This is a genomic window from Streptomyces sp. NPDC052052, assembly GCF_040680455.1.
Lineage (GTDB): Bacteria > Actinomycetota > Actinomycetes > Streptomycetales > Streptomycetaceae > Streptomyces.
Map to the genome: position 1 here is coordinate 291,206 of NZ_JBFAWU010000003.1, position 23,049 is coordinate 314,254.

Annotated in this window: 26 protein-coding genes and 1 pseudogene; 16 read left to right on the forward strand and 11 right to left on the reverse strand. The window is 71.3% G+C overall.

Going from position 1 to position 23,049, the window contains the following annotated elements:
- Window positions 1–42: 42 nt before the first annotated feature.
- The 3 genes from AB0L71_RS05320 to AB0L71_RS05330 form a co-directional block, all read right to left on the reverse strand.
- Entirely contained in the window at window positions 43–924 is an 882-nt protein-coding gene (locus tag AB0L71_RS05320) for a DUF5707 domain-containing protein (RefSeq protein WP_365238086.1), read from the reverse strand.
- 186 nt (window positions 925–1,110) lie between these two features.
- Window positions 1,111–4,311 carry a molecular chaperone Hsp90 gene (locus AB0L71_RS05325; RefSeq protein WP_365238373.1) on the reverse strand — a complete coding sequence of 1,067 codons (3,201 nt, stop codon included), beginning with the start codon at window positions 4,309–4,311 and terminating at the stop codon, window positions 1,111–1,113.
- A gap of 239 nt (window positions 4,312–4,550) precedes the next feature.
- Window positions 4,551–5,483 carry a DUF3027 domain-containing protein gene (locus AB0L71_RS05330; protein WP_365238088.1) on the reverse strand — a complete coding sequence of 311 codons (933 nt, stop codon included), beginning with the start codon at window positions 5,481–5,483 and terminating at the stop codon, window positions 4,551–4,553.
- A 436-nt stretch (window positions 5,484–5,919) separates the two neighbouring features.
- On the opposite strand from AB0L71_RS05330, the gene AB0L71_RS05335 reads away from it, so the two are divergent.
- The 4 genes from AB0L71_RS05335 (at window position 5,920) to AB0L71_RS05350 (ending at window position 9,536) form a co-directional block, all read left to right on the forward strand.
- Window positions 5,920–7,356, forward strand: coding sequence for an MFS transporter (locus tag AB0L71_RS05335; RefSeq protein ID WP_365238091.1), 1,437 nt, complete (start codon window positions 5,920–5,922; stop codon window positions 7,354–7,356).
- 27 nt (window positions 7,357–7,383) lie between these two features.
- Entirely contained in the window at window positions 7,384–7,863 is a 480-nt protein-coding gene (locus tag AB0L71_RS05340) for a DUF2771 domain-containing protein (RefSeq protein ID WP_365238094.1), read from the forward strand.
- A gap of 106 nt (window positions 7,864–7,969) precedes the next feature.
- The gene (locus tag AB0L71_RS05345) at window positions 7,970–8,686 is read left to right on the forward strand and encodes a futalosine hydrolase (RefSeq protein ID WP_365238096.1); all 717 of its coding nucleotides are present in this window, start codon (window positions 7,970–7,972) and stop codon (window positions 8,684–8,686) included.
- Complete coding sequence (locus AB0L71_RS05350; protein ID WP_365238099.1) at window positions 8,667–9,536, forward strand: 1,4-dihydroxy-6-naphthoate synthase; 870 nt, start codon at window positions 8,667–8,669, stop codon at window positions 9,534–9,536. The genes AB0L71_RS05345 and AB0L71_RS05350 overlap by 20 nt, the downstream gene beginning before the upstream one ends.
- Before the next feature lie 77 nt (window positions 9,537–9,613).
- Here the strand turns inward: AB0L71_RS05350 and AB0L71_RS05355 are convergent, their stop codons facing one another.
- Complete coding sequence (locus tag AB0L71_RS05355; RefSeq protein ID WP_365238102.1) at window positions 9,614–9,997, reverse strand: cold-shock protein; 384 nt, start codon at window positions 9,995–9,997, stop codon at window positions 9,614–9,616.
- A 222-nt stretch (window positions 9,998–10,219) separates the two neighbouring features.
- Between AB0L71_RS05355 and AB0L71_RS05360 the strand changes: the two genes are divergently transcribed.
- Window positions 10,220–10,444 (forward strand): hypothetical protein, encoded by a 225-nt coding sequence (locus AB0L71_RS05360; RefSeq protein ID WP_365238104.1) that lies wholly within the window; start codon window positions 10,220–10,222, stop codon window positions 10,442–10,444.
- A gap of 33 nt (window positions 10,445–10,477) precedes the next feature.
- Here the strand turns inward: AB0L71_RS05360 and AB0L71_RS05365 are convergent, their stop codons facing one another.
- Genes AB0L71_RS05365 through AB0L71_RS05375 form a run of 3 tightly spaced genes read right to left on the reverse strand, consistent with a single transcriptional unit; the run spans window position 10,478 to window position 11,059 of the window.
- Complete coding sequence (locus AB0L71_RS05365; protein WP_365238108.1) at window positions 10,478–10,723, reverse strand: DUF397 domain-containing protein; 246 nt, start codon at window positions 10,721–10,723, stop codon at window positions 10,478–10,480.
- Window positions 10,716–10,907: a DUF397 domain-containing protein gene (locus tag AB0L71_RS05370; protein ID WP_365238110.1), complete on the reverse strand. Its 192-nt coding sequence runs from the start codon at window positions 10,905–10,907 to the stop codon at window positions 10,716–10,718. The genes AB0L71_RS05365 and AB0L71_RS05370 overlap by 8 nt, the downstream gene beginning before the upstream one ends.
- Window positions 10,908–10,918: 11 nt before the next feature.
- Window positions 10,919–11,059: a hypothetical protein gene (locus tag AB0L71_RS05375; protein ID WP_365238113.1), complete on the reverse strand. Its 141-nt coding sequence runs from the start codon at window positions 11,057–11,059 to the stop codon at window positions 10,919–10,921.
- Between the two features lie 149 nt (window positions 11,060–11,208).
- Here AB0L71_RS05375 and AB0L71_RS05380 point away from each other — a divergent pair, with 149 nt between their 5' ends.
- From AB0L71_RS05380 to AB0L71_RS05395, 4 genes are all read left to right on the forward strand, one after another.
- Window positions 11,209–11,607 carry a CU044_5270 family protein gene (locus tag AB0L71_RS05380; RefSeq protein ID WP_365238115.1) on the forward strand — a complete coding sequence of 133 codons (399 nt, stop codon included), beginning with the start codon at window positions 11,209–11,211 and terminating at the stop codon, window positions 11,605–11,607.
- A gap of 256 nt (window positions 11,608–11,863) precedes the next feature.
- The gene (locus AB0L71_RS05385) at window positions 11,864–12,706 is read left to right on the forward strand and encodes a CPBP family intramembrane glutamic endopeptidase (RefSeq protein WP_365238118.1); all 843 of its coding nucleotides are present in this window, start codon (window positions 11,864–11,866) and stop codon (window positions 12,704–12,706) included.
- Window positions 12,703–14,028, forward strand: a complete 1,326-nt coding sequence (locus AB0L71_RS05390; RefSeq protein WP_365238121.1) for a histidine kinase — start codon at window positions 12,703–12,705, stop codon at window positions 14,026–14,028. Before AB0L71_RS05385 ends, AB0L71_RS05390 begins: the two co-directional genes overlap by 4 nt.
- Window positions 14,025–14,705: a response regulator transcription factor gene (locus AB0L71_RS05395; RefSeq protein ID WP_365238124.1), complete on the forward strand. Its 681-nt coding sequence runs from the start codon at window positions 14,025–14,027 to the stop codon at window positions 14,703–14,705. The genes AB0L71_RS05390 and AB0L71_RS05395 overlap by 4 nt, the downstream gene beginning before the upstream one ends.
- Before the next feature lie 318 nt (window positions 14,706–15,023).
- On the opposite strand, the gene AB0L71_RS05400 is transcribed toward AB0L71_RS05395, so the two are convergent.
- Window positions 15,024–15,242 (reverse strand): DUF397 domain-containing protein, encoded by a 219-nt coding sequence (locus AB0L71_RS05400; protein WP_365238126.1) that lies wholly within the window; start codon window positions 15,240–15,242, stop codon window positions 15,024–15,026.
- 11 nt (window positions 15,243–15,253) lie between these two features.
- Window positions 15,254–16,105, reverse strand: coding sequence for a Scr1 family TA system antitoxin-like transcriptional regulator (locus AB0L71_RS05405; RefSeq protein ID WP_365238129.1), 852 nt, complete (start codon window positions 16,103–16,105; stop codon window positions 15,254–15,256).
- Window positions 16,106–16,319: 214 nt separating this feature from the next.
- Here AB0L71_RS05405 and AB0L71_RS05410 point away from each other — a divergent pair.
- The 3 genes and pseudogenes from AB0L71_RS05410 (at window position 16,320) to AB0L71_RS05420 (ending at window position 17,673) form a co-directional block, all read left to right on the forward strand.
- Window positions 16,320–16,782: pseudogene (locus tag AB0L71_RS05410) on the forward strand (ATP-binding protein).
- Between the two features lie 162 nt (window positions 16,783–16,944).
- Window positions 16,945–17,109, forward strand: a complete 165-nt coding sequence (locus AB0L71_RS05415; protein ID WP_365238131.1) for a hypothetical protein — start codon at window positions 16,945–16,947, stop codon at window positions 17,107–17,109.
- 168 nt (window positions 17,110–17,277) lie between these two features.
- The gene (locus AB0L71_RS05420; protein ID WP_365238134.1) at window positions 17,278–17,673 is read left to right on the forward strand and encodes a PPOX class F420-dependent oxidoreductase; all 396 of its coding nucleotides are present in this window, start codon (window positions 17,278–17,280) and stop codon (window positions 17,671–17,673) included.
- Between the two features lie 114 nt (window positions 17,674–17,787).
- Here AB0L71_RS05420 and AB0L71_RS05425 read toward each other — a convergent pair whose 3' ends face one another.
- Window positions 17,788–18,402 (reverse strand): HAD family hydrolase, encoded by a 615-nt coding sequence (locus AB0L71_RS05425; RefSeq protein ID WP_365238136.1) that lies wholly within the window; start codon window positions 18,400–18,402, stop codon window positions 17,788–17,790.
- Between the two features lie 116 nt (window positions 18,403–18,518).
- On the opposite strand from AB0L71_RS05425, the gene AB0L71_RS05430 reads away from it, so the two are divergent.
- Genes AB0L71_RS05430 through AB0L71_RS05440 form a run of 3 tightly spaced genes read left to right on the forward strand, consistent with a single transcriptional unit; the run spans window position 18,519 to window position 21,456 of the window.
- Complete coding sequence (locus AB0L71_RS05430; protein ID WP_365238138.1) at window positions 18,519–19,529, forward strand: iron ABC transporter permease; 1,011 nt, start codon at window positions 18,519–18,521, stop codon at window positions 19,527–19,529.
- On the forward strand, window positions 19,526–20,605 hold the full coding sequence (locus tag AB0L71_RS05435; RefSeq protein WP_365238140.1) for an iron chelate uptake ABC transporter family permease subunit: 1,080 nt from the start codon (window positions 19,526–19,528) through the stop codon (window positions 20,603–20,605). The genes AB0L71_RS05430 and AB0L71_RS05435 overlap by 4 nt, the downstream gene beginning before the upstream one ends.
- Entirely contained in the window at window positions 20,602–21,456 is an 855-nt protein-coding gene (locus AB0L71_RS05440) for an ABC transporter ATP-binding protein (protein ID WP_365238142.1), read from the forward strand. The genes AB0L71_RS05435 and AB0L71_RS05440 overlap by 4 nt, the downstream gene beginning before the upstream one ends.
- 131 nt (window positions 21,457–21,587) lie before the next feature.
- Here AB0L71_RS05440 and AB0L71_RS05445 read toward each other — a convergent pair whose 3' ends face one another.
- Entirely contained in the window at window positions 21,588–22,196 is a 609-nt protein-coding gene (locus AB0L71_RS05445) for a TetR/AcrR family transcriptional regulator (RefSeq protein WP_365238145.1), read from the reverse strand.
- A 94-nt stretch (window positions 22,197–22,290) separates the two neighbouring features.
- Here AB0L71_RS05445 and AB0L71_RS05450 point away from each other — a divergent pair, with 94 nt between their 5' ends.
- Window positions 22,291–23,043, forward strand: a complete 753-nt coding sequence (locus AB0L71_RS05450; protein WP_365238147.1) for an SDR family oxidoreductase — start codon at window positions 22,291–22,293, stop codon at window positions 23,041–23,043.
- The last annotated feature ends 6 nt before the right edge of the window (window positions 23,044–23,049 follow it).

Here is a 23,049-nt window from a genome sequence, read left to right on the forward strand (position 1 = left end):
GCGAACGCCGCCTTCCGGGGAACCAGTTCTCGCGCGTGCGGGTTACTTCACGTCGACGAAGTCGCCCGCGGCCTTGACGGCCGGCGTGGTGGACGTCCCCACGAAGCTCCAACGCCAGTAACCGTCGACCGACGCCTTGACGGTCGTCTTCAGGTTGCCCGTGCTGTTGGTCTTGATCGTCTTGACCGTGGTGTAGGTGGAGCTGTTCTTCTTACGGAACTGGAGCTGCACCGGCTGCCCGCTGTAGCCGTGGTACTTGTGGTCCTCCCAGTTCGCCCGCGACAGCTTGCCGACGACCGTGATCGTCTTGCCCTTCTTCACGGGCTCCGGGGACGCGTTCACCGTCAGCTTCGAGAGCCGCTGCACCCGGGTGGTGCCGTAGAAGTCATCGAAGGCGGCATCCTCCTCGTTGCCGGCGAGGGCGCCCACGGCGACATGCCAGGTGCCTGCCAGGGCGTTCTTGTACAGGTCGTAGCGCGGGTCGATCGTGACCGTCACCTTGCAGGTCGAGGTCGTCGCATTGACCTTGGTGCACTTTGCCTCGTCCTCGTTCTGCAGGACGACGCCGTCCAGGGTGTCCTCCGAGGACGGGTCCGTGCCGTGCCACAGGACGGCGTAGGCATCGACGACACCGGTGGCGTGCGAGGCGGTGAGCGAGACGGAGACGGTCTTGGTGGCGGTGGTGCCCAGGACGATGTTCTTGCCGCCGTTGACGACGACCTTCGAGATGACGGGCTCCGTCGCGTCGGCGGCAGCGGCCACGCGGGCCTTCGACGCGCTCGGGGCGACGGTGCCGAACGCGTCGGCACCCCACGTCGGCTTGGGCAGGCTGGTGGACTGGTCGCCCGCGTGGGCGGCCGGGACGGCCAGGGCGGACAGGGCCAGGGCGCCGGATACGGCAGCAACAGTGGCACGAATACGCATGTGTTTCCCCAGTGGAGACGGGCCCCGCGAGTACGTGATACGACCCGGGCAGGGCTCAAACGGTCTCGGAGTCTGCTGACTCGCAAGTCCAGACCTGTGACCCCCGTGAAGGGTTGTACACCATGCGAAACTTCTCGGGAGAACGTGTGTCCGACCCTGCACCCACTCAGGCCCGGCCCGCCGGACTCAGTCGAACCAGCGGTCCCGGGCCAGTTCCTCCGTACGGGACGGGTCCTCCAGCAGCGCCGCGACCTCGAAGCGGCGCGGCCACTGCCCCGCCGCCCAGGCCAGGCCCGCTGCGACGCCCTCCAGCGTGGCGGCGTGCAGGGTCCCGTCGGGGGTGCGGCGCCAGTCCAGTTCGACGCCGCCCGCGCGCAGTTCGCCGTGCTCGATGTAGACGTCCGGGGTCCCGGCGCCGAGCAGGGCCCGCACCGACTGCGGCACCTGGTGCTCCTCGCCCTCCGTCGTCACCTCCGCCTCGACGCTCTCGCCGAGCCGCCGCACCTGGAACAGCTCGGCCAGATCGGCCGCGCGCGCCGGGGCGACCGGCAGCAGCGGGAGCCCCGCGGTGAGCGGCAGCAGATCGGGGGCGTCCGCGATCAGGGCGTCCGCCGCGTCGACGACCCGGACCTCGCCGTCGACCACGGCACGCAACGCGTCGGGCAGTGTGACCTGGTCCGGGTCGAGATCGGCGAGCGCGGTGTACAGGGCGTGCAGTTGCACGGGGCCGACCTCGCGGTCCTCGTCCGCGAGCCGGGCGAGGAGTTCGGCGGCGCCGCCCGGCTCGTCGAGGAGCGCGGAGACGGACGTCCGTACGCCGAGGGCGCGCAGCACCTGGGCGTCGTCGAAGCCGGTCGCGTCGGCGGAGTCGTACAGCCCGGACAGCCGCGGGTCGCCGGACGCCGCCCGCAGACCGGCAGGGCGGCGGCCGTCGAGCACGGGGTGGTCGCGCAGCCACCAGGCCGTATAGGGGCGGACGGACTGCGTCGTACCGTCGGGCAGCAGCACCCGCACCGGCTGGGTCAGCGCATCGCGCAACGGCGGCTGGGCGAGCAGGGCGAGCGCCTGCGGCCAGGCGTCGTCGTCGACGAGGTCCAGGTCGCGGATGGCGACGAGTTCGGTGGCGACCGGCGGGACGGTGGTGTCGGGCAGCCGGTCCAGGACGTCCTCGCACCACACGTCCACGGCGTCGAGCAGACCGGCGTCGTCGGGCTCGGCGAAGTCTCCCTCGCGGGGCTCCAGCTCGTCCGGGTCCAGCACCACATCGGTGGCCCGTACGAGGGCGAAGGTGGCGAGGACCCCGCAGGCGGTGAGCGGCTGCTCGCCCCAACGGTCGGCCAGTTCCTGGTCGCAGAGCGCCAGCTCGCCTTCCCGCATGAGGGCCGCGAACGGACTCCCGGGCAGCACGAGCTCACCGGCGGGCGCGGGTTCGCCGTCCTCGTCAGGAAGGGCCAGCGCGCCCAGCCAGGGCTCGTCGCCGGGTGCCAGTTCGGCGTCGCGTACGAGGGTGAGGACGGTCTGGGCGAGTTCGTCGGCGTCCAGCGCGTCCTCGTCCCAGATCTCGCCCTCGTCCAGCGACCCGGCGACGGCGGCCCGCACCTGCGGGGTCGTCAGCACGGCGCGCGGCGTGGCGGGCAGGGCGCCCAGCTTCTCCAGCAGCGGATGGGCGGCGTCCGGGTGCGCGACCTTCAGGCCGAGCCGGGCCAGGCGTTCCAGCGCGGGGCCGGTGAGCGCGTCCGGGAGCGGGAGGAGGACCTGACGGGGGCCGATGGCGGTGCGAGGGGCGACCGGCGTCTCCGATTCCTGCGCCGGTGACGTGCCCGCGAGCGGGACCGGCAGACCGGAGAGACGGTCCGGGTCGACGCCGGAGAGGCTGTCGTACAGCCGCCGCCACCAGCCGGGATCGCGCTCCAGACCGGCGAGCCGGTCGATCGCCTCGGTCAGCGGGACCCGGGCGATCCCGAGGGTGCGCAGTTCGCTGCGGCGTTCGAGCCCGGCGGGCAGCAGGCACGGCAGGACCTCCGCGAGCACCCGCACGGTCTCGGCGCCGACCCCCTCCAGCACCTCGGCCTCGATGGGGCGCAGCGCGGTGGTGGTGCCCTCCGGGATGCCGTCCGCGTCCCAGGGCTCCCACCGGTCCGTCTCGACGCCGGCCTCGCGCGGGGCGGCGGGCGCGAGGAACGCGACGCGCGGCAGCCGTTCCAGGATCGCGCCGCGCAGCGCGCCGTCCAGTTCGCCCTTGCCGAGCGGGCCGGGGACCAGGTCGATGGTGTCGACGGACAGCGGCTGCCAGGCGGCGAGCAGTTCCGCGTACGCGTCGGCCGCGCGCTGCACCAGGAAGTCGGTGAGCGGTCCCGGCGCGGGGTGCCGGCGGGTGGTGTCGAGCGGCAGGGAGGCGATGAGCAGGGCGGGGATGCCGAGGGGTTCGTCGGTGGGGGTCGGTGCGTGGACGACGGGGGCGGTACGGGGGCGCGCCGGAGCGCCCTCCGCGTCCACCGGGACCGCCCAGGTGACCGTCCAGTGGGGGCGCAGCCGTTCCTCGCGCGGCCGGTCGGCGAGCAGGGCGGGCTCGACGGGGCCGTGGTGGGTGACGGTGCGCCAGCGGTGGGTACCGTGCGCGGAGTCCTCGACGTGGGTGTACGGGCCCTGCTGCGAGCGCCTCAACGTCCGTACGCCGTCCGGGGTTTCGATCACGATCTCGCTGATGCTGCGCAGGGTGAGCAGCAGCGCGTCGTCGACCGCGTCGAGCAGCCGGACCACGAGGTCCTCGGCGCCGCCGTCGCGCAGCGGGAGGACGACGACGGTGTCGTACCCGTCGGGCGCGGTGCCCTCGGCGGGCAGCGGGAGCCGCAGCAGCGGAACGTGGCCGTCGCGGCGGCGGAGCTCGTCGCCGAGGCCGGGGCTGGCCGTGGCCGCCCGCGCGGCGAGGTCGCGGGCCTCGGCGAGGGACCAGCGGACGCCGCCGTGCCGGCCGACGACGGCGGGCTCGTCGCTCACCGCGAGCACGGCGGCGAAGCCGACGCCGAACCGGCCGACCGCTCCCTCGTGGCCCTCGCGCTTGGCGGAGGCGCGCAGGGTGGAGAGCGACTCCACGCCGGCGGCGTCGAGGGCGGCGCCGGTGTTGGCGGCGGCGAGCACGGCCGGGGAGTTCGCGGTCGCCGGGTGCAGCGTGAGCCGGAGCCGGCCGGGGACCTGTGCGCGAGCGGCAGCATCGGCGGCGTTCTGGGCCAGCTCGACGACGAGCCGGTCGCGGTAGCCGCCGAGCGCGAGGTCCTCCTCGGCGTTGGCGTCCTCCCGGAACCGGGCGGGGCCGGCGCCCCAGGCGTCGAGCACGCCGCGCCGCAGCCGTGCGGTGCCGAACGGGTCGGCCCCCTCGGTCGCATTCATGCTCACGCTCTGACTCCGCTCTTTTCGGTTACGCCTTGCCCGTGTCGCCAGTGTGCGCCCGAAGGTACCGGGTCCTCTCGCCGGGCGGGGCACCGCAGACAGCGCTCCACGCAGCAGCGCGCCGGGGCTGCCCGTGAACCGGACCGGATTTCCCCTCGCGACCGCCGTCGTGGGCGCACCCCGTACCGGGGCCGCGGTCACGGCACCGCCGGGAAGGCACGTACCCCGCGGATCCGGGGTCAGGAGTGGCCGAGGTCCTCCGTCGAGTCGTCCGGCTCCGCCGGGACCGAGCCCGAGTCCCGGGCCGGGCGCAGCGGATACTCGTCCACCTGCATCGTGTCCAGCGCGTGCGGGGCCGGCTTCGGCGGCTTCGGCATCACCGCCGCCTCCGAATGCCCGCCGCAGCCGTACGACAGCGACACCACGTGTCCGTCCGCCGGACCGAACTCGTTCGCGCACACCCCGAACGCCTGCCGCAGCGAACCCGCCAACGGCACCAGGAACGCGCAGGTGACGCAGGAGGCCGGAGCCGCCTGGGCCATCGGCGTCTTCGCTCCGAACGCCTCGTCCCACCGGTCGGCCGCCGCATGCAGCCCGTACCGCGACAGCACCCGCGCCCGCCGCATGCCGAGTTCCTCGGCGACCGCCGCGATCGAACCCCGGTCCGTCGTCCCGGGCCGGGACGTCAGTTCCGCGTCCTCCGCGTCGACGAGGTCGGCCATCTCATGCGACACCTCGGAGGCCACGGAGTTCGGCGCCGGCTCGTCCTCGCCGGTGTAGCCGGGCTCCAGACGGATGTCGTCCGCCTCGGTGGGCAGCAGATCGCCGGGCCCCATGTCGCCGGGGCGCAGCCGCTCGCTCCACGGCACCCACTCCGGGGCGAGGAGCGCATCGCTGCCGGGCAGCAGAACCGTCTCGTCAAGGGTGACGTTCTTGGCGCGCGACGCCCTGGCGACCGTCACCGCCCAGCGCCAGCCCCGGTAGCCCGGCTCCTCGCACTCGAAGAAATGCGTGACGACCCGGTCCCCCTCGGCGACCACGCCCACGTGCTCACCGACGACTCCCGAAGCGGCGGCTTCCTCGGCCGCCGCGCGGGCCAGATCTACCGCCTCGACGCACAGGCGGTCAGGGACAGGGGTACGGGTACGGCTTCGCGTCGTCGCAGCACTCACAGGTCTCGCTTCTCTCCTACGCCAGTCTCACGGGCGCGCCAGCACATCCCATCGATTCGGCCCTGGCGGATGCGGGCGGAGCGGACCTGGGGGCCGCGTCGACGTCCACACCCGTTGTGCCTGCCTCGGGCGCACCTTCTGCCATCCATTCTGCGGGATCGCCGATAGGCGCGCGGCCGAGAACAACCGCCGGTGGCGCGTTAGGCACGCTACCCTCTCCGCCGCCCCCCGCCCACCTGCCCGTCGCTAACAGGGCCGCATCCGAAAGCCATGGCCCGCACGAAGTCCGCCTCGAAGCCGACTCGGTCGCGGGCCGGGCCGTTCAGGAACGGCCGCTGACCGGAGCCGGCCGGGGTGCTGGCCCGACCGGGCGGAGGACGCCGTGCCCGGCGCCGGTACCGGTTCGCCGCCGCCGGTACTGGGGCACTATGACGGAGTGACTTCCGCCCGGTCGCACCAGGACTCCGGCCCGTTCCGACGGACGGGCCGGGCGATCGGTCATGCCCTGCGCACCCCGTTCACCGGCGCCGCCAGAGGAATCCGGCGGGCGACGCACGCCAACGGCGCCGGGGAGTCGGGGCTCGGCAAGCTGATCGAACTGCACGCGGTCAACGGCGCGGGCGACGTCATGATCACGGTCGCGCTCGCCTCGACGGTGTTCTTCTCCGTACCCACGGACGAGGCCCGCGGCCGGGTCGCCCTCTACCTCGCGATCACCATGGCGCCCTTCACCCTCCTCGCGCCGGTGATCGGCCCGCTCCTGGACCGCCTGCCGCACGGCCGCCGCGCCGCGATGGCCGGTGCGATGCTGGCCCGCGCGGTCCTCGCGCTGGCCCTGTCCGGCGCGGTCGCCACCGGCGGTCTGGAGCTGTATCCGGCCGCGCTGGGCGTCCTGGTGTCCTCGAGGGCGTACGGCGTGGTGCGCAGCGCCGTCGTGCCACGCCTGCTGCCGCCCCGCTTCTCGCTGGTGAAGGCGAACTCCCGGGTCACCCTGGCCGGGCTCCTGGCGACCGGGCTCGCCGCCCCGGTCGGCGCGGGGCTGCACATCCTCGGACCGGCCTGGCCGCTGTACGGCGCGTGCGTGATCTTCGTCTCCGGGACCGTCCTCGCCTTCACCCTGCCGCCCAAGGTCGACTCCGCGAAGGGCGAGCGGCGGGCCCGGCTGGTGCCGACGTACGCCGGGCGGCCTCCCCGGCCCGAGCCCGGGAGCAACGGACAGCGGAACGGGAGGAACACCGGACGGGTGCGGGGCCAGGAGCGGAACGGCGAGAAGCGGCCCGGACTGCGGTCCGTGGGAGCGTCCGTGCTGAACGGGCTGCAGGCCGGCGCCGCGCACCGTGCGCTCTCCGGCTTCCTGATCTTCTTCCTGGCCTTCCTGCTCCGCGACCAGCCGCTCGCCGGGCAGAGCGCCGCCGTCTCCCTGGGCATCGTCGGCGTGGCGGCCGGGGCCGGCAACGCGCTCGGGACGGCGGTCGGCTCCTGGCTCCGGGCCCGTGGCCCCGAGGTGATCGTCGCCTCGGTGCTCTCGCTGGCGCTGGGTGTCGCGGTGCTCTCCACGCTCTTCTACAGCACCGTGATGGTCGCCGCGCTCAGCGCGACCGCGGGCTTCACCCAGGCCCTGTCGAAGCTCTCGCTGGACGCGATGATCCAGCGCGATGTGCCGGAGGAGGTACGGACCTCCGCGTTCGCCCGGTCCGAGACCGTGCTCCAGATGGCCTGGGTGGTCGGCGGCGGCATCGGCATCGCCCTCCCCCTGAACGGCGTACTGGGCATGTCGGTCGCATCGGGCATTCTCGCCCTGGGCGCCGCCACGTCCGTACGGGGGCTGCTGGCCGCCGCACGGCGCGGCTCGCCGCACCCCCGCGTGGCGTGAACTGGAGCGACCGATAGCCTTCGGCCCATGACCGTTGCGTTCTCATCCGGTAAGGGCCGTCGAATCGGCGTCGCTCTTGGTGCCGTGTCCGCGGGACTCCTTGTCCTTTCCGCCTGCAGCAAGCCGACGCCTCTCGCGACCGTAACGGTCAATGGCGACACGGTGACCGCCGAGGCCGCCTGCTACAACGACGGCAAGGCTCTCAAGACCTCCGAGTACCAGACCTGCCTCAACAAGAAGGCGGAGAAGTCCATCGAGGTCGCGATGGACGACAAGGTCCGCTTCGGCGTCGACCCGGAGATCGCGGACAACGGCTGGACGCTCTTCATCGACGGCCAGCAGGCCGAGCAGGAGCCGTACAAGAAGACCTACCGGTCCATCTCCGGCAGCGCGTTCTTCTCCAGCCAGACCGGCGAGACCGCGAACAAGGCGCAGATCAGCGTCGTGGAGACCAAGGGCAAGGAACTCATCGGGATCTGGCACTTCCAGCTGAACAAGGCCTCCTGACGCCGCTGACGCCTTCCTGACGCCTCCTGGCCTCTCCGGAAAGGCTTCCGGCCCCCTGGCCTCTCCTGACCGCCTCCGCCCCCTCCTGCCCCGGAGCATCTCCCCCGTGCGTGTGCTCGTCGTGACCGCTGTCCCCGCGGAACGGGACGCGGTCACGCGTGCGTTCGAGGACGGGCCGGACGTCCGCGACGTGCCCGGCGCCGAGGTCCACCGCACGGGCGGCCCCGGGGGCCGCTGCGTCGTCGACGTCCTCGCGGGCGGTGCCGGACCGGCCGCCGCGGCGGCCGCGACGGCCTTCGGGCTTGCCCACGGGCCGTACGACCTCGTCGTCTCGGCCGGTATCGGCGGCGGCTTCACCCCCGTCGCCCCGGTCGGCTCGCTCGTCGTCGCGAGCGGCATCGTCGCCGCCGATCTGGGCGCCGAGACACCCGAGGGCTTCGTCCCCGTCACCGGTCTGGGCTTCGGCCGCGACCGGTTCACGCCCCCACCCGCGCGGGTGCGGGACGTGGCCGCCGCCACCGGTGCGCTGACCGGCGAGATCCTCACCGTCTCCACCGTGACCGGCAGCGCCGAGCGGGCCGCCGCCCTGCTCGCCGCACACCCGCACGCCGCCGCCGAGGCCATGGAGGGCTTCGGTGTCGCCGAGGCCGCCGCCCGGACGGGCACACCGGTGCTGGAACTGCGGGCGATCTCGAACGCCGTCGGCCCGCGCGACCGGAGCGCCTGGCGCATCGGCGAGGCGCTGGCCGCGCTCACCGGGGCCTTCGGGAAGCTCTCCCCCGTACTGGAAGGTTGGACCCACCATGACCGACACCGCGCCTGACGCGCTCCGCACCCCGCTGGACATCGCGTTCTCGCCCTGCCCGAACGACACCTTCGTCTTCGACGCCTGGGCGCACGGAAGGGTCCCCGGCGCGCCCGCCCTCGATGTCACCTTCGCCGACATCGACATCACCAACGGCATGGCCGAGCGCGGCGAGGGCGACGTGCTCAAGGTCTCGTACGCGGTGCTGCCCTGGGTGCTCGACGAGTACGCGCTGCTGCCGTGCGGCGGGGCGCTGGGCCGGGGCTGCGGACCGCTCGTCCTCACGAAGGAGGCGGGCACGGACCTGACCGGCAGGACCGTCGCCGTGCCCAGCGAGCGTTCCACCGCCTACCTGCTGTTCCGGCTCTGGGCCGCGGAAGTGGTGCCGGGCGGCGTCGGCGAGATCGTCGTCATGCCGTTCGACGAGATCATGCCCGCCGTGCGCGACGGGAAGGTGGACGCCGGTCTCGTCATCCACGAGGCCCGCTTCACGTACCAGAACTACGGCCTCCACAACCTCGCCGACATGGGCCGGCACTGGGAGGAGACGACCGGGCTGCCGATCCCGCTGGGCGCGATCATCGCCAAGCGCTCGCTGGGCGCGGAGACACTGCGGCTGCTCGCCGACTCGGTGCGCACCTCCGTACGGATGGCCTGGGACGACCCGGAGGCGTCGCTGCCGTATGTGCTGGAGCACGCGCAGGAGATGGACCCGGCCGTGGCGAACCAGCACATCGGGCTGTACGTCAACGAGTTCACCGCCGACCTGGGCGAGGACGGCTACGCGGCGATCCGCGGACTGCTGACGCGCGCGGCGGCCGAGGGACTCGTACCGCCGCTGGGCCCGGACGCGCTGTCGTTCGTCTGAGGGCCGCGGGGCCAGGGCTCAGGCTTCACGGCCCGGAGCCCTGGGATGGAGAGGCCCGGAGGCCTCTCCCGTTCCGCTCAGACGTCGAGCTGGTCGGCGACCGCGCGCAGCAGGCCGCCGATCTTCTTGCCCGCCACCTTGTCGGGGTAGCGGCCGCGTTCCAGCATCGGCGTGATGTTCTCCAGCAGGGTGGTCAGGTCCTGCACGATGGACGCGAGTTCGTCCGGCTTGCGACGCTGTGCGGCCGCGATGGACGGGGCCGGATCCAAGATCGCCACCGAGAGCGCCTGGTCCCCGCGCTGACCTGCGACGACACCGAATTCGACGCGCTGGCCGGGTTTGAGGGCGTCGACACCGTCGGGAAGCACGGAGGAGTGCACGAAGACGTCACCGCCGTCGTCGCGGGAGAGGAAGCCGAAGCCCTTCTCGCTGTTGAACCACTTGACCTTGCCAGTCGGCAAAGCACGCACCCCATCTCAACCCGTATGCCGGAACAAAGCCACAGCAGGTCAGGCTATCCAGTGGTGGTGCTCCCCTGCTGGCAGAAGCCTCCCCAGGGGACGTACCCCTCGTCAAGCCGGGTCATCCGGACTGGCTGTCCAGAAACGGTGCTCATTCTGTGCGCGGCCCGCCGTGCGGTGGGCGTGCGGCGGGCCGTGGCGGCCGGGAACTACCCTGGCGGGGTGAGCACTACTCCTCCTGGCGCAGGTGACCGGCTCGTCCGGATCGGCGCGATCGTCTTCTTCATCGGCGCCCTGGCCACGCTGGCCACGATGGCCCCGCTGTTCCTCGGCACCCATCCGCTGCCCTCCATCGCCTGGTCCCTGTGCATGCTGATGGGGGTGGGGTTCCTGATCGCCGCCGCGGGCGTGGTGCGGTCGGTACGGGCGGGGTCGTCGAAGCGGTAGCGCTCGCCACCTCGCCCGACGACCCCTCCGGCGTCAGGACGGGGTGACCGGACTCCCGCCGTCGAGTTCGGCGAAGTGGTCGAACTCGCCGGCCACGACGCCCTTGGTGAAGGCCTCCCATTTCGTCGTGGTCGTCGTCACGACGTTCTCGGGGTCACTGGTCTCCCGCAGATAGACCAGATCGTCCGGCCCGAAGGCGATCTCGATCCAGGGGCCGGGCCCCTCCTCGCCCTCGGGGGCGGCACGGATCCAGGTGAGGTCGGTGGGGATGTCAGCCATGGACGCGGGTCTCCTTGAGAGCTCGTACGAGGGCCGCCCAGGCGGTGGGCGTGGTGCGGAGCGTCGCTCCGGTGGGGTCGCTGGTCTCGGTGAGCGCTATCGCTCCGGTCGGTACTGCGGACACGTGCAGGCAGGAATCGCCCTGGGCGCAGTAGGACGACCTCTGCCATGAGTGCTGGTGCATATCCAGTCCCTTCACTGGTCGGCGATCGGACTGCGCTGAAGCGAACGAAGGGCGGAGCCGAGATCCGGGCCGTAGTTGCCCCAGCACTGGATATCACTGCTGTCGGATACAAGGTCACCGAGATACCAGTCACCGTCGTCGGCCTGCACCACGCAGAGCCCCTCCAAGTGGATTGCCCAGTCGGCTTGGAGAGGTTCGCCGTGCAGGCTGACAGTGCCGAGGGCAGTGAGAATCTGGGCCTGTGGGCAGCCGGTGACGCGCTGAATATCAGCTATCGTCCACGGCTCGGGCAGACATGTGTGTGCTGAAGAAGCTGTACGAGCTGCCCCACCCGATCGAGGGCCAGGAGGCGGACCAGGCCGTGTTCGACCGGATCGGTGAGCTGCTGCACGAGACGGTCATGCCCGCCGAGAACGCCGCCGCCTTCTACAAGGCCGCCGCCCACATCCCCGGCGTCACGCTGCTGGACGACGTCACGGACCCGGCAGGTCGGCACGGCGTCGCCGTCGTCCGCGTCGACAAGCACGCCTCCACGGCCACCCAGTGGATCTTCGACCGGAAGACGCTGGCGTTCCTCGGCGACCGCAGCTACCTCACGAAGGACGTGACGGAGGTGAAGAAGGGCACGGTCATGTCGGAGACGGCGGTGCTGCGCCGGGCCGTCGTGGACGGATACCGGGAGCGGCCCTCGGGTTCCTGAGCCGCCGGGGTGGTTATGGAGACGTGATCCCGCAATCGCCCCTTCCAAGGCCCCAACTGGAGCCCCTCAGCGGCCGGTTGGGGCCTCTTCTGGGTGACGTCCCGCCCCTCTGTCCCCCGTGCGAGCTACAAGCGAGTGTCCACTGCACGGTGACGATTCCCCAACATCGAATCCGTAGCGTTCGAATCACCGCGGAACGCCGGGCCGCGGACCGGAGAAGGAACCGGAGTCGGAACCGGCAAAGGGGGTCCACGTCATGAAAGCCTGGAAGATAGTCCTGCAGGTAGTCGTCGTCTTCGCGGTCTACGCGGTGTGCGGCGGTCTCACCAACGGAGTGAAGGACAACCCCTGGCTCTCGCTCCTGGTGGGCGCCCTCACCGTGGCCGTGATGACCTTCGTCTACCGGTGGGCCGTGCGGCGCACCGAGAACCGCGAGGTGACCGAACTGCGGGGGAAGGAAGCGACGAGCGCGACCTTCTGGGGCCTGGTCTTCGGCACGCTGATGTTCCTCTGCGTCATCGGCAACATTTACTTCCTCGGTGACTACAAGGTCCACGGCATCGACTCGGTGAGCGGGGCCATCGGGCTGATCGGCTTCATGGCGGCCGCCGCCGCGACGGAAGAGATCATCTTCCGCGGACTGCTGTTCCGGCTGCTGGAACGCGGCACGGGCACGTACATCGCCCTGGTACTGTCCGGCCTCGTGTTCGGCGCCATGCACCTCCTCAACGACGACGCCACCGTCGCAGGTGCCCTGGCCATCGCCATCGAGGCCGGCGCCATGCTCGCCGCCGGTTACGCCGCCACCCGCAACCTGTGGCTGCCGATGGGCGTGCACTTCGCCTGGAACTTCATGGAGTCCGGCGTCTTCAGCACCCAGGTCTCGGGCAACGGCGACACCCACGGTCTGCTGGACGCCACCCTGTCGGGCAATCATCTGATCACGGGCGGCGAGTTCGGTCCCGAGGCGAGCATCTACTCGGTGGTCTTCGGCACGCTGCTGACGGTCTGCTTCCTGGTCGTGGCCCACCGCCGCGGCAACATCGTCCCCCGGCGCCGCGCCGAGCGCGTCGACACCCTCGCGGCGCTCGCCCGATGACGGAACAGCGATCCGCCGGTTCGCCGGAGCACTGGACGGACGGAGCCGGACACCGCGAGAGCGGTGCCGGGCACCGGCCGACCGGGCTCCGGCTCCGGCCGTTGGTGAACCAGGCCCGCCTGGACGGCATCCGACACCGTCTGGACAGCACCTGGAAGCGGCTCGGTGGAGTCTGGTACCGGCTGGACGTCGTCGTCCGGGACCTTCTCTTCGGGCTCCTCCTCCTGATCGGTTCCTTCCTCCCGGCGCTCCGCAGCAACGGAACGGTCATCGGGGGTGTCCCCGACCGCCCGCACGACGCGGTGGCCGTCGTGGTGATCCTCCTCGAGACCCTGCCCCTGGCGGTGCGCCGGCGGTGGCCGGCCCTCTCCCTGGCCCTGGTGTCCGGCGGGTTCGCCGTCGACCAGCTCCTCGGCTACCACACCTTCGCGGCCACCGCGATGGGCGTCGTGCTGGTGAGCACCGGCTCGCACCTGGAACAGCATCGCCGGAGCATTGTGGCCGGCCTCACCGTGGCGTACGTGGCGCTTTCGGTGGGCCTCTCCCACCTCGGCACGGGCGAGACCGCCGCGGAGTTCACGACCTTCTACATGGCGCTGGGCCTGGCCTGGGGCGCCGGAAGCTGGCTGCGCACCACCCGGCAGGCGGAGGCCGAACGTCGCAAGCGGGTCGCGGTGGAGACACGGAACGCCGAACGCACCCGGATAGCGAGGGAGTTGCACGACGTCGTGACCCACCACGTGACGGCGATGGTGGTGCAGGCTGAGGCCGCCCGCTATCTGACCGCCGCGCCCGAGCGGCTGGAGCAGTCCCTGAGCGCCGTCTCCGACACCGGGCGCCGGGCGATCACCGATCTGCGGCACCTGCTGGACCTGCTCAACCCCGATCACGGCACCGGGAACGGCGGCGATGCCGCGGCCGAGCCGAGGACACCGGCCGTCGGCCGCGTCCTGACCCTCGTGGAGCAGACCCGCCGGGCGGGCCAGCCGGTGGAGTTCACCGAGGAGGGCGCCCCGCCGGAGTCCACCGGCAGTTCCGACCTCGTGGCCTACCGGGTGGTGCAGGAAGCACTCACCAACGCCCTCAAGTACGCTCACGGCAGCCGCACTTCGGTCACCGTGCGGCACGGCGAGAGGGAGATCACCGTGGAGGTCAGCACGGACGGCACCGGCTCACGGGCCGCCGCCGTCGGTGGCAGCGGACGGGGGCTGGCCGGTTTGCGCGAGCGGGTCGACATGCTCGGCGGGGACTTCAGCGCGGGCGCCGTCGCGGGCGGCGGCTTCGTCGTCCGGGCGCGGATACCGGCCGGGGGCCGCTCGTGAACACACCTCCGCCGTCCGGGTCCGCGCCGACCCGGGTGCTCGTCTGCGACGACCAGGCGCTGATCCGCATGGGCCTGGTCACCATCATCGACGCCCAGCCCGACATGGAGGTGGTGGGCGCGTGCGGTGACGGCCGGAAAGGAGTCGACCTCGCCCGCGAACTCGCCCCGGACGTCGTGGTCATGGACATCCGCATGCCGGTCCTCGACGGCCTCGAAGCCACCCGCCTGCTGGCGGGGGCCGGGGTCGCCCACCCCGTCAAGGTCCTCGTGGTCACCACGTTCAACCTCGACGAGTACGTCTACGAGGCGCTGCGCGCCGGAGCGAGCGGCTTCCTCCTCAAGGACGCCCCGCCCGACCACCTGCTGCACGGCATCCGCACGGTCTCCATGGGCGCGGCGCTCCTCGACCCCGAGGTCACCCGCCAGCTCGTCGGCCGGTACGCGACCCGCATCCGCCCCACCGACGGCGCCCCCGAGGATATTCCGCTCACCCCCCGCGAGTTGGAGGTGCTGCGGCTGATCGCGGACGGCCTGTCCAACAGCGAGATCGCCGCCGCCCTCGTCATCAGCCAGGAGACGGTGAAGACGTTCGTCTCCCGCATACTCACCAAGCTGAACCTGCGCGACCGCGTCCAGGCGGTCGTCTACGCGTTCCGTCACGGCCTGGCGAGCTGAGCCCCCACCGGCCTGGACGGCCGGGGGCCAGGGTCTTTCGTCCGGATCAGGCCGGATCAGGGAGCGGAGTCTGGTGCCGTGCATCGCACAGCGGAGGAGGGCGGCAGGGCGGAGCCCTGACAACCGACGACAACGCGGCGAGGCGCGGTGCCAGACCCCCCGAGCCCGGCTGCCTGCAGGAAGGGCTCGTTGCCCAGTTCGGTGAGCTCGAAAGCGAGCCCAGCGGCCTCGGCGTCTTCAGCGAGCGGCAGGTCTGTCTCGAAAGCCATCCGTATCCCCAGAAACCGCGATCCGCCCTGATCCTAAAAACCGGTCTCCTCATCCCGCTGCGAGATCAGTTGCGAACACGGTCTGGGCGCGGGTCTCCTTGAGGGCACGCACGAGGGCCGCCCAAGCGGTGGGCGTGGTGCGGAGTATCACCCCGGACGGGTCGCCGCTCTCGGTGAGCGCTATCGCTCCAGTTGACACCGCGGATACGTTCACGCAGGCCTCGCCCTGTGCGCAGTAGGACGACCTCTGCCAAGCATGTGCGGACATCGTGGTTCCTTTCACAGACCCTTGGCAACCTTGTGGATGAGCTCTCGGGATCGTTCTACGCCCAACGCCGCGTCGTCGAGCCGTTCGAGCAGCAGGCGGTATTGGGTCAGCTGAGCCTCTGCATCGATGAATACGGGGCCGTGCGATTGGTCGAGCTGCGCGGTGTCGAGTGCGGGCACCGGTCCGCGTACGTAGTACACGGATTGCCCCGATCCCGGGTAGTACGTGGCTTCGAAGGGGATCACGCGGATGGTCGCGTGGGGAAGCTCGCTCACCCTGAGCAAGTGCTGGAGCTGACCTCGGACAACATTCAGGCCGCCGAACGTCATGCGCAGAGCGGCCTCGTGAACGACGGCCCGATAGGGGACGGGATCCGACCGGTAGAGCACCTCCTGCCGCTTGATGCGGTAGGAGACTCGGTGCTCGATCTCCGGTGGAGACAACTCGGGAACGGCCTGCCGGTAGATCTCCCGGGCGTGATCGACGGTCTGGAGCAGCCCGGGGATGTGGATGCTGTGCGCCGCATGCAGGCCAACACCATGGTGTTCGATCTCGGCCAGATCGAGCAGCTTGGGCGGCAGGATCTCCCGATACTCCTCCCACCAGCCGCGCTTGCGGTCGGTTGTCATAGCGACCAGCGCCTCGATCAGCGCTTGATCGGTGCAGGAGTACGTATGGGCCGCAACCCGCACGCGGTCGGCACTGACGCCGAATCGCGCCACCTCTATGTTGCTGAGCTGCCCCGAGCTCGTACCCAGGAGGTCGGCTGCCTGGGTCGTGGTCATCCCGGCGCGTTCCCGCAGTTTGCGCAGCTCGACGCCGAGCCGTGCGCGGCGTGCGGTGGGGGCGGCCCTGCCTGCCATGTTCGAACTCTCCCCTGAAAGGTGCTCAGTTGGACTGTCACTCACACGGGTGCTTCAACTCAAGGATTCTCGCCAATCAGCGCAAGCAATCCTTGCATCCGTCTAATGTCTGACTCAGGCCACCCGCCCGGAAGTACCCCGCTCGACGGAGCGGCCTCGTCACCGGGCAACCCGAAGCGCATCCTTCAACTTCCCTCCGTGAACGGAGACTTCCATGGCCAGTTCCACGGTATCCCCGCCCTGGACCTACACCCTCCAACTCCCGCAGGATCCCCGCGCCCCCGGCGTGGCCCGCTCCACCCTCCGCACCGTTCTGCGCGTTCACGGCATGCGCGAACTCACCGAGATCGCCGAGCTGTTGGCGAGTGAACTGGTCACCAACGCCTACCAGCACTCCTCGGGGCCGTACGCCCTGCGTCTGCGCGACGCCGGACGCGGCCGGTATCCGGCTGAGCGTCTGGGACACCGATCCGCACATCCCCGCCCCCTTCCGCTGGACCCCCGAGGCTCCCGCCGAGCTCGCCGAACGCGGGCGGGGTCTCTACCTCGTCACCCTCTACGCGGAGAGCTGGGGCGCGTACCCCATGCGCGCCGGGCTGCCCGGCCAGGGCGGGAAGCTGCTCTGGGTGGAGTGCGCGGCGAAGACGGAAGGGGCTCCGTCGGGCGGCGCCCCATGAACCCGCTCCCATGAGCCGCTGGTGTCAGCCGTTCCTTTGCAGGTTCGATCTCTGGGCACCGCTCCCCCGAACGGGGACGACGCGACGGCGTACGAGTACGTCGGGCCTACAGGGAGTGCCGGCCATCGGAGCTCATACCTTCAGGGCATCACAGGCGTGTGAATGTCATCCCCCCTGTCCACGGCCCGCTTCTACACCCGGCCGGACGCGATCCCGGTACTGATCGACGACATCGGTCCCCACCAGGTGTGTCTGGCCTGGATGGCCACACGCCGTTCTTCCCTCATCCGGGACTTCATCGAGGTCGCCTCCGGCACTCTCGCTTGACGAACGCGGGCGGTGGGCCGAGATCCACCGAAGGCCGCAGACTCCCCAAAGGCGCAACAACACGGTTGGCCGTCAGAGATTTTGACTACACATCAGGAATGACTCAGCCCTCACATCCGTTCCAAGCAAGCAGTGGACATACGGAATGCCGTACAGAAGGGTGAGGCCGTGTCAGTGGCGTTCAACGAGGAGACACGCAAGCTTCTGGACGGGAGGAACTTCGCCACCGTCGCGACGCTGAACGGGGACGGCGGGCCGCAGACCTCGGTGGTCTGGATAGCAAGGGACGGAGACGCGGTGCTGTTCTCCACCACGGCGGAGCGGCAGAAGGCGCGAAACCTCACCCGGGACCCACGGGTCAGCCTCACCGTCTACGACGCCGAGAACCCGTACCACTCCGTGGACATCCGCGGCACCGTCGAACTGATCGAGGACCGGGAGAAGGCGCTCCCGCGCAAGCTCTCGCAGAAGTACCTCGGCGAGGACCCGCCCGCCGAGTCGGACGATGTTCTCCGCCTGATCGCCCGCGTGACTCCGCAGAGGATCTCGGGCTTCTCCGTCTGAGGCCGACGACTTCCTGGACCGGGGCAGGTTCGGCGCGGGCGCTGTCGGCGATGGTTCGCCTGCGATCACGGTCCATGGCACGGCGCCCGGTGAACCCGCCCCCGTCATGAGGACCTACGCCGCGTACCCGTCCAGCCAGGACGGGAACTCCGTCAGCGTGGACAGGACGACGTCCGCGCCCGCCGCCCGGAGCTCGTCCGCGTCGCACGGGCCCGTGGTGACCGCGACCGACAGTGCGCCGGCCGTGCGGGCGCCCCGTACGTCTCCTATGTGGTCGCCCACGTAGACGTCGGCCCCGTGCTCGCGCAGCGCCGTTCCCTTGGCCTCGGCCCAGAGGCCGCCGATCACCGCGTCGGGTTCGATCCCGAGGTGGGCCAGATGCAGCTCCGCATTCGGCCGGTGCTTGGCGGTGACGACTATCGCCCGGCCGCCCCGTTCGCGGATGGCCGCGACCGACTCCCGGGCACCCGGCAGGGCCAGGGTCGGGACGATGGCGTGTGTGGGGTAGATCTCCCGGTAGCGGTCGGCGGTGGCGGCCACCGCGTCGGCCGGGAACCAGTTCCGCAGCTCGTCGTCGACCGGCGGACCGAGCCTGCTCACCACCAGATCCGTGTCGATCGGCGTGCCCGTCTCGGCGGAGAGGGCCAGGTAGGTGGCCTTGATACCGGGGCGGGAGTCGATGAGCGTCATGTCCAGGTCGAAGCCGACCGTCAGCGGATGTGAAGGCATGGAGCCCATTGTCGCGGCCACGGGTACGGCGTAGGCGCTGGTACGGGCCTCGGGCCGCACCGAGGTGACGCATAGACTCAGCCAAGCCTTACTTAACTCGCTTTCGATTGGGTCCCATGTCAGCCGCCGCACCTCGCCGCTCCAGACGCGCGCTCGCGACGGCGGCGGCCGTCGCGGCGCTGCTGGTGGCGGTAGTTCTCAGCCTTGCCGTGGGAGCTCGCTCCATACCCCCGTCCCAGGTGGTCGACGCCCTGCTGCACGGCGGTCACTCCGACGCCGCCGAGGTCATCCGGAACATGCGGGTGCCCCGCACCCTGATCGGGCTGATGGTCGGCGCGGCCCTGGCCCTCGCGGGCACGGTCCTCCAGGGCATCACCCGTAACCCCATCGCCGACCCCGGCATCCTCGGCATCAGCCAGGGCGCCTCGGTGGGCGTGGTGCTCGCCATCGCCTTCGCCGGGATCCACACCCTGACCGGGTACGTGTGGTTCGCGTTCGCGGGCGCGGCCATCGCCTCCGTCGCCGTGTACGCCGTCTCGTCCAGCGGGCGCGGCGGCGCCACCCCCGTGAAGCTCGCCCTCGGCGGCGCCGCGATCAACGCGCTGCTGGTGTCGGTGACGATGGCGGTGCTGACGACCAAGGCGTCCGCGCTGGACGAGTTCCGCTTCTGGCAGGTCGGCTCGATCGCCGGGCGCGAGGCCGACGTGGCCCAGCAGATCTGGCCGTTCCTGCTGGTCGGGACCGTGCTCGTGCTGTCCGTCGCCCGTGGGCTCGACGCGCTGGCGCTCGGCGAGGACGTGGCGAAGGGACTCGGACAGAAGGTCGCGACGGTACGGATCGTCGGCGGTGTCGGGGCCACCGTGCTGACCGGCGTCGGCGTCGCGGCGGCCGGGCCGCTCGCGTTCATCGGGCTCGCCGTCCCGCACATCGCCCGCGCGATCGTCGGCAGCGACCACCGCTGGGTGCTGCCGATGGCGGCCCTGATCGGGCCCGTCATGCTGCTGGTCTCCGATGTCGTCGGCCGCATCGTCTTCCCGCCGAGCGAGGTCCCGGCGGGCGTGATGACGGCCCTGATCGGGGTTCCGTTCCTGGTCACGCTGGTCCGCAGGAAGGCGGTGCCCGCATGAGCGGCACCACGGTGCGGGTGCGGCCCGCCGGGTACCACGTCGTACGGATCGGGGCGCGCGGCCGGTTCCTGCTGCACCGGCGGGCGGCCGTCGTCGGCTCCGGCCTCGTCGTCCTGCTGGCCGCCGTCTGCGTCGCGTACCTCTGCGTCGGCGAGAGCTTCGTCGCACCCGCCGAGGTCGTGAAGGTGATCCTGGGACAGCCGTCCCCGGACGAACTGGTCGTCGGCACCCTGCGGCTGCCGCGCATGGTGGTGGGCCTGCTGGTCGGCGCGGCGTTCGGGATCGCCGGTGCGCTGATCCAGACCGTCGCCCGCAACCCGTTGGCCAGCCCCGACATCATCGGCATCAGCCAGGGCGCGGGCGCGCTCACGGTCGGCGCGATGACCTTCGGCGTCACCTCGTACACCGTGCTGCCGTACCTGTCCGTCATCGGCGGGGTGGCCGCGGCGGCGCTGGTGTACCTCTTCGCCTGGCGCGGGGGCCTGCACGCCACCCGCTTCGTCCTCATCGGCATCGGCTTCGCCATCGCCCTGCGGTCGGTCACCACACTGTTCCTGACCAAGGGCGACTACCTGGTCGCCCAGCAGGCGCAGATCTGGATGACCGGCTCGCTCAACGGCCGCGGCTGGTCCGAGGCCGCACCGATCGGCTGGACGCTGCTGGTCCTGCTGCCGGCCGTGCTGTGGGCCGCCCGCGCCCAGCGCACCGTGTCGATGGACGACGACACCGCGACCGCCCTCGGGGTGCGGCTGGGACGGGTACGGCTGGGGCTCGTCGCGCTCGGCGTGATCCTGGCGTCCGTGGCGACCGGGACGGCCGGTCCGGTCGACTTCGTGGCGCTGCTCGCCCCGCAGATCGCCCGCAGGATGACCCGTACCGCGCAGATCCCGCTGTTCTGCTCGGCGCTGTTCGGCGCGGTGATCGTGGTGTTCGGGGATCTGCTGGCCCGCAGGCTCTTCTCGCCCACCGAGCTGCCGGTGGGTGTTCTGACGGCGGCGGTCGGCGCCCCGTATCTGATCTGGCTGATCATCCGCGGTCACGGCGGCGGTCGCGGCCGTAGTGGAGGCACCGCATGAGCTCGACCCGTACGTCCGGCACCACGACGATCGCGACCAGCCGGCTCACGGCACGGGAGCTGACGCTCGCGTACGAGGAACGCACCGTCGTCGAGAAGCTGGACCTCGCCGTTCCCGACGGCCGCGTCACCGTCATCGTCGGCCCGAACGCCTGCGGCAAGTCGACCACCCTGCGCGCGCTCGGCCGGCTCCTCCGTCCGCGCGGCGGGGCGGTGCTCCTGGACGGCACCGAACTGTCGAAGATCCCCACGCGGCGGATCGCACAGTCCATCGGCCTGCTGCCGCAGACCCCGGTGGCCCCTGAGGCCATCACCGTCTCCGATCTCGTCGCCCGTGGCCGGCAGCCGCATCAGCACTGGTGGCAGCAGTGGTCGGAGGAGGACGAGCGGGCGGTGACGGAGGCGATGGAACGCACCGACGTCATCGCGCTCGGCGACCGGTCGGTGGACGAACTGTCCGGCGGGCAGCGCCAGCGGGTCTGGATCGCGATGGCACTCGCCCAGGAGACCGACCTGCTGCTGCTCGACGAGCCGACCACGTACCTCGACATCGCCCACCAGGTGGAGGTGCTGGATCTGGTGCGCCGGCTCACCGCCCCGGCGGCGGACGGCACCCGCGGCCGGACCGTCGTCACCGTGCTCCACGACCTCAACCAGGCCGCCCGGTACGCGGACCACCTGGTCGCCATGAAGGCGGGTCGGATCGTCGCCGAGGGCCATCCGAAGGACATCGTCACGGACGATCTCGTACGTGAGGTCTTCGGCCTGGAGGCGGTGGTCGTCCCGTGCCCGGTGACGGGTTCGCCGCTCGTGGTGCCGGGTGCGCCGTGGCAGGCCACGCCGGAGTCGTGACCCCGCGCCGGGCTCCGGCCCGGCGCGCATCTCCAGGACCAGGCCGCGCGCGGTGAGGTGGTCGGCGAACGCGGTCGGCCCGGCGCGATCGCCTGCGCGTATCCCCCGGGCCGGTTCAAGAAGGCCGGTTCTCAGGAGAGCGGCCAGTTGCGCAGGGCGGCGTCGGCCATCCCCTGGAGTTCGTCGCGGCCGACCCCGCTCGCGGCCTGCACGGCGATGCCGAAGGCCAAGGTGGTGACGTAGCGGGCCTGGAGCCCCGGATCGGTCTCCGGAGACAGGTCGCCCTCGTCGACGGCTCGCTGGAACCGCTCCCGTAGGCAGGAACAGCCGTTGTTGCGCCAGGCGGCGAGAAGGTCACGGACTGCCTGCCCGGAGTCACCGGTGACCAGGGCGGCCTGGACGCCGAGGCACCCGTGGGGACGGGCCGGGCGGGTGGTGGTTCGAACGGTGCCGGCCAGGATCGCGGTGGCGACGCCGAGGGCGGTCGGCTCCTCAAGAGCGCGGGCCAAGTACGCGCTCGGGCCTTCGGTGTAGCGCTCCAGGGCCTTGCGGAACAGCTCCTCCTTGTTGCCGAAGGCCGCGTACATGCTGGTGGTGGAGATGCCCATCGCGCCGGTCAGGCCGGCCAGGCTGGCCCCCTCGTAGCCGTGCTCCCAGAAGACCAGCATGGCGCGTTCGAGAGCTTCGTCGGCGTCGAATCCTCGGGGTCGGCCGATGGGGCCGTTCTGTTTGGTTGCCACTCCCGCAGCCTACCTCTTCCGCATCGATCGATACAGAAGTGCTACGGTTCGATTTCTGCATCGATCGATGCAGAAATCGGAGGAGGTAATTCCCGTGGGACTGCTCGAAGGCAAGACCGCTCTCGTCACTGGGGGCAGCACCGGAATCGGCCTGGCCAGTGCCGTACGACTGGCGGCCGAGGGCGCGCACGTGTTCATCACCGGCCGGCGCAAGGCCGAACTGGACGCGGCCGTCGAAACGATCGGGGGTTCAGCGGCCACCGCGGTGGTCGGCGACATCTCGGACCTGGGCGACCTGGACCGGCTCTACGAGACGATCCGCAGCCGGGGACGAGGCCTGGACGTCCTGTTCGCCAATGCCTCCGTCGCCGCGTTCGTGCCGCTTGAGCAGATCACAGAGGAGCACTTCGACACCCTCTTCGGCATCAACGTCCGGGGCATGCTGTTCACCGTTCAGAAGGCGCTGCCCCTGCTCAACGACGGCGCCTCGGTGATCTTGAACGGCTCCACCAATGTGGACTCCGGCGCGGAGGCGTTCGGCGTGTACGCGGCGAGCAAGGCGGCCACCCGGTCCTTCTCCCGGACCTGGGCCAACGAACTCAAGGGACGCGGCATCCGGGTCAACACCGTCACGCCCGGCCCGACCGACACCCCTGGCCTGTCGGGGCTCGCTCCCGACCCGGAGCAGGCCGACGGCCTCAGGCAGCAACTGGCCACGCGGGTGCCGCTGGGCCGGCTTGGGCGCCCGGAGGAGATCGCCGCCGCCGTCGCCTTCCTCGCCTCCGAGCAGAGCAGCTTCATCACCGGTTCGAGCCTGTACGTGGACGGCGGCCTGAACCAGGTCTGACAGCTG